The following is a 713-nucleotide window of genomic DNA, read 5'->3' on the forward strand; positions in this document are numbered from 1 at the left end:
TAGTTTTGTTGAGCGTCCATTAGCGTACCGAACGTTTCTTGGTTCGCATTACTATGATGATGGCGTGAGAACGAGCCTTGTTCTTCCGACAGATCTGTTTGTGAAATTTGGTGTTGAGGCGCTAAGTGGCAGCAAGATGTCGGCAGTGGATGAGGGCTCTGACGTTGGTGTATTTACCTCAACATTAAAACTAGGTAGCGACATTTCAGATTCTTCTAGTTGGCAATTTGGCTTGAGTTACCTGCGAAATAAGAACGGCAAGGTGGAAGAATTTGCTGACCATGATCATCATGCTGATACCGGTCATGACCATGAACATAGCCACGTTGCTACGATTACTGGTGCGAATCTTTATGGTGCTGATTTTGTTTGGAAATGGGCCCCGGATGGTAACTACAAGTACCGCAACTTTACGTTTTCTGCCGAGTACATGTTGTTGGATGGTGTGGTCGACAGCAAATTTAAAGATGACGCTGAATCCCCTGATAACTTAACAGCATATTACGTTTCGGGTGTATACCGATTTAACCCTAGCTGGTCTGCTGGCGTTCGTTACGGCGAAGCGGAAAGCTACGATGGTCATGCTCATGGTGACCACATGCATTTCACTGCGCTAAATGATAAAGAAGTCGATGCGATGATTGCGTGGGATTCCTCGCACTTTGGTACTGTTCGTGCGCAGTACACGCGTGCAGAAAACCAAGACAAAGAAA

At 46.0% G+C, this 713-nt stretch carries 1 pseudogene; it reads left to right on the top strand.

The features are described from left to right. Positions 1-713: pseudogene (locus R7O13_RS27000) on the top strand (hypothetical protein); the annotation flags it as partial.

The organism is Vibrio sp. Y176 (assembly GCF_033438945.1).